This window comes from Polaromonas sp. P1_E1_2 (genome assembly GCF_056406035.1).
In genome coordinates, this window is record NZ_JBFUAZ010000369.1 from 1 (window position 1) to 4,315 (window position 4,315).

General features: G+C 64.3%; 4 protein-coding genes. 2 read left to right on the forward strand and 2 right to left on the reverse strand.

What is annotated here, in order from left to right:
• The first annotated feature begins 108 nt into the window (after nt 1–108).
• Nucleotides 109–1,167, forward strand: coding sequence for a lipopolysaccharide heptosyltransferase I (gene waaC, locus AC1D1P_RS15815; RefSeq protein ID WP_477673631.1), 1,059 nt, complete (start codon nt 109–111; stop codon nt 1,165–1,167).
• On the forward strand, nt 1,164–2,540 hold the full coding sequence (locus AC1D1P_RS15820) for a 3-deoxy-D-manno-octulosonic acid transferase (protein ID WP_477673632.1): 1,377 nt from the start codon (nt 1,164–1,166) through the stop codon (nt 2,538–2,540). The genes waaC and AC1D1P_RS15820 overlap by 4 nt, the downstream gene beginning before the upstream one ends.
• 238 nt (nt 2,541–2,778) lie before the next feature.
• Here AC1D1P_RS15820 and AC1D1P_RS15825 read toward each other — a convergent pair whose 3' ends face one another.
• Nucleotides 2,779–3,789 carry a cupin-like domain-containing protein gene (locus AC1D1P_RS15825; protein ID WP_477668058.1) on the reverse strand — a complete coding sequence of 337 codons (1,011 nt, stop codon included), beginning with the start codon at nt 3,787–3,789 and terminating at the stop codon, nt 2,779–2,781.
• Between the two features lie 62 nt (nt 3,790–3,851).
• The coding region (locus AC1D1P_RS15830) for a TolC family protein (RefSeq protein ID WP_477673633.1) at nt 3,852–4,315 on the reverse strand (464 nt) is incomplete at its 5' end.

The window sequence follows — 4,315 nt, forward strand, 5'->3', positions numbered from 1 at the left end:
CGATAGGGGTGTGCCAGTTTTTCGGCTTTGCCGGGCCACAGGCGGGCGGCCCCCTCGGGGGGCAGGGAGTTACGCGAAGCGAACGACCGTGGGGGCCTAAAATACCTCATGAAAATTCTCCTGGTCAAGCTGTCCTCCCTGGGCGACGTGGTGCACACCCTGCCGGTGGTGCAGGACATCCACGCCGCGCTTGCGGACGCGCGCATTGACTGGGTGGTGGAAAAATCATTTGCGCCGCTGCTGGCGCGCCACAAGGGCTTGCACCGCGTGATTCCCTGTGAGATCCGGCGCTGGCGCAAATCATTCTGGACGCTGGCCACGCGAAACGAATGGCGTGCCTTCCAGCGGGACCTTCAACGTGAAGCCTATGACACCGTCATTGACTTGCAGGGCTTAACCAAGTCGGCGCTGGTAGCGCGGCTTGCCACGGTGGCGCCCGGCGGCAAGCGCTATGCCCTGGCCAACCAGACCGAGGGCTCGGGCTATGAGGCACCTACGCGATGGGTGGCTGACGTGGCCATCACCCTCACACCGCATATTCACGCGGTGCAGCGCTCACGGGAGCTGGCGGCGCGTGCGCTGGGCTACGCCCCGAAAGGAGCGCCGGATTTTGGATTAAAAATACCTGCAGCCCTTGAGAGACGGGCGCAAGCAGCTACTGAAAAGATAGCACCTGCAGCGTCGAAAGGCCGGGTGGTACTGGTCCACGGCACCTCGCGCGCCGACAAGGAGTGGCCGCTGGACCACTGGATCACGCTGGGGCGGCGCCTCCATGCGGCCGGCTACCCGGTGGCACTGGCGCACGGCAACGCACACGAGCTGGCCACCAGCCAGGCCATTGCGCAGGCGCTGACCAAAACCGCCGCGGACAGCGCCCTGGTGCTGCCGCTGCTGCCGCTCGACGCGCTCACTGAAGCGCTGGCGCAGTGCGCCGGTGTCATTGGTGTCGACAGCGGTGTCAGCCATATTGCCGTGGCGCTGGATTTGCCGCATGTGCAGATCTACAACTTCGACACGGCGTGGCGCACCGGCCCCGGCACCCTTGGCCACGGGGGGCGGCAGGTCAGCGTGTTTGCGCGCCCGGCACCCACGGTGGAAACCGTCTGGCAGGCCTGGCTGGCTTGCTGGGCGGTGAGCAGCCCCACCCGTGCCGGCGGGGCGAAATGAGTGCGCTGGCCCTGAAACTTTATTCGCTTCTGATGTGGCTGGGTCAGCCGCTGCTGCGCCGCAAATTGGCGCGCCGCGGCAGGCAGGAGCCCGGCTACCTTCAGGCGGTGCAGGAACGGTTTGGCCACTACACCCAGCCGGTGGAAACCGCCTCTGAGCTGGTTTGGCTGCATGCCGTTTCGCTCGGCGAAACGCGCACGGCGGCCATGCTGCTCAAGGCGCTGCGCGCGCAACACCCCGGCTTGCGTATTTTGCTGACGCACGGCACGGCCACCGGACGTGCCGAGGGCGTGGCCCTGCTGCAGCCCGGCGACGTGCAGGTATGGCAGCCCTGGGACAGCCCGGGCGCAGTGGCGCGGTTTTTTGGCCACTTCAAGCCACGCTTGGGCCTGCTGATGGAAACCGAGATCTGGCCCAACATGGTGGCCGCAGCCCAGGCACGTGCCATGCCGCTGGTGCTGGTCAATGGCAGGCTGTCCGAAAAATCCCTGCAGCAGGCGCTGAAAATGTCGCCGCTGTCGTTTCCGGCTTACGCGGCGTTGTCTGCGGTGTATGCCCAGACCGATGACGACGCCCGGCGCTTTCGCCAGGCGGGTGCTGCGGTGAGCGGCGTGTTCGGCAACCTCAAATTTGACGCTTCGCCCGACGAYGCCCAGCTGGAAAAAGGCAAGGTCTGGCGCCGGACGCTCGGACTTCCGGTGCTTATGTTTGCCAGCTCACGTGAAGGCGAAGAGCAGGAATTTTTAAAGCAATTAAGTGCCACAGCCCAATCTGAACGGGCGCAACAAGCTATCAATTCTGTAGCAAATGAATTGCAGGCAGAAGCACACAAGGAGGGGCCGGGAAGCCAGTTCAGGGTGTTGCTGGTGCCGCGCCACCCGCAACGCGTCAATGAGGTGGAGGCTCTGGTGCAGCAGCACGGCCTGCGCGTCTCGCGCCGCTCGCACTGGCCCGATACGGCGGGCGGTCCGGCCGTGAACGACGATGCGCTGCATGCGGATGTGTGGCTGGGCGACTCGCTGGGTGAAATGGCGCTGTATTACGCGATGAGCGATGTCGCCTTGCTGGGCGGCAGCTTCGCGCCGCTGGGCGGGCAAAACCTGATCGAGGCGGCTGCCTGTGGCTGCCCGGTCGTGATGGGCCCCCATACCTTCAACTTCACCGAAGCCGCCGAGCTGGCCATCGAGGGCGGTGCAGCCCGGCGTGTGGTCGACATGGAGCAGGGCGTGCGTGCCGCCCGAAAGCTGATGGACAAACCCGAAGCACGCGCAGCCTCCGTGGCGGCCGGGTTGGCCTTCGCCGACCGCAATCGGGGCGCCACGGTGAAGACGGTGAGTGCGCTCGAGAGCTTTTTGGCAGCCCCAGCGAAGTAAGGCCACACCATGACCGAACCATCCAAAACCAAACTACGGGTACCGATCTGGTTCTGGATGCTGCTCTTCATGGCCGCGTGCCTCTTCGGTTTCGGCACCTACGTCATCCTGACACTCATCTAGTATCTAGCGAGCACGGATTTCCCCTTTCAGGCCGGGGCCGCGGGACTGGCTTTGCCAGACCGCAGGCGCAGCGGCCCGTCGGGGGGGGTAGCCACACGAAGTGGGAGCTTGGGGGCTACTTCAGTACCTGATGACAAGTGCAGTTGCCCCAGGCATAAAGGCGCAGGTGATGCGCCCAGTCGCGCAGCGTGGCCCAGGCGCCGCCGGTCGCCACTTCATAAGGCGTCAGGCCAAACATGCCCAGGCTGATGGAGGGCTCCACTGACACCACTGAATGCCAGGTTCGCTTGGGGATGAACAGGGCATCGCCGGCTTCAACGCGGGCGTGGTAGCCATGGGCTTTTTCGAAGGAGGCGAGTTCGCGGACTTGCTCGGGCAGGCGCGAGACGTTGATGTCACTCAGCGTGGCACCCCAGTCGTATTTGGCGGCCGGGCACATGTGCTGGCGCTGGTCGGGTGAGAAAAGGATGAACTCCTTGACGCCCTGGAGTTGCACAAACCAGTTGTGCGGGAAATCGTTGTGCAGGCCGGTCACGGTATTGGCCGGGCCCATGAACACGTATTCCCAGGTCATGCGGCCGGGCCACAGGCTCTTGATGAGCAGGTCGCGCCGCAGCTCGGGGTATTTTTCGAGGATGTCCCACTGCGCCAGGTACAAGGTCGTCGGCTTGAACGACTGCATGTGGGCCCAGTTCAGGTGAAAGCGCTCGCCGGGTTTGTAGCTGTCCCGCACCGGCTTGGGCAGCAGACCTGCCATGGGGTCCGGCGTGCGTTGCGCCGCCTTGCCGAGTTCCCGCAGGTAGGGCGCAACCGGAAGGAAGGGGCGGCCCTTGGTCACGCCCTGTTCGACCAGGCCATCGGTAAACTTGACCGGCACCTCGGCGCCCTTGCCGGCACAGACGTCGGCGAGGAATTCAAACGACCATTTTTTCCAGGCCGGCCAGTGATGGATGCCGCCCTTGACCAGCACGGGTTTGTCAAACGGTTGCTGGCGTCCCGCGCGCTTGAGTTCTTCCCAGGTGGTTTCCTCGATCAGCTCGAAGCTGGGGCCTTTGGGGATGTGTACCGGCGCATCGGTCACGCGTTCAGCCTCTATCGGCAAGGGCAGGGGATTGTGTGCGGGCATCAACATGGAAATTCTGGCCCCGGGCCGGGCCTTTGTTGGAGTGTTGTGAAGCGTACCGCGATTTACCTGGCCAGCAGTGCGTTGATTTTTTGCAGGTCTTCCGGTGTCAGCGTGCCATTGGCCTGGCGCAGTTTCAGGTCGCCCAACAGCACGTCGTAGCGCGCCTTGGCCAGGTCGCGTTTGGTCTGGAACAGCTGGCTCTGCGAGTTGAGGACATCGATGTTGATGCGGACGCCGACCTGGTAACCCAGCTTGTTGGCATCCAGTGCGCTCTGGCTTGACAGCTCGGCGGCTTCCAGCGCCTTGACCTGGCCCTGGCCCGACAGCACGCCGAAATAGGCCGTGCGCGTGGCCTGGGCCACGGTGCGGCGCGCACCTTCAAGGTCGCTTTGCGCCTTGTCTTTCAGCGAGAGGGTTTCGCGCACGCGGTTTTGCGTCGCAAAACCGGCGAACAGCGGCACGTTCAGCACCACACCGATGGTGGTTGTGTTGGTGCGAAAGGCAAACGGCGGGATGGTGGTGGCCG

Coding starts and splice junctions, on each gene's coding strand:
- AC1D1P_RS15825 (WP_477668058.1), bottom strand. CDS start 3,789: ATGCCCGCACACAATCCCCTGCCCTTGCCGATAGAGGCTGAACGCGTG.
- waaC (WP_477673631.1), top strand. CDS start 109: ATGAAAATTCTCCTGGTCAAGCTGTCCTCCCTGGGCGACGTGGTGCAC.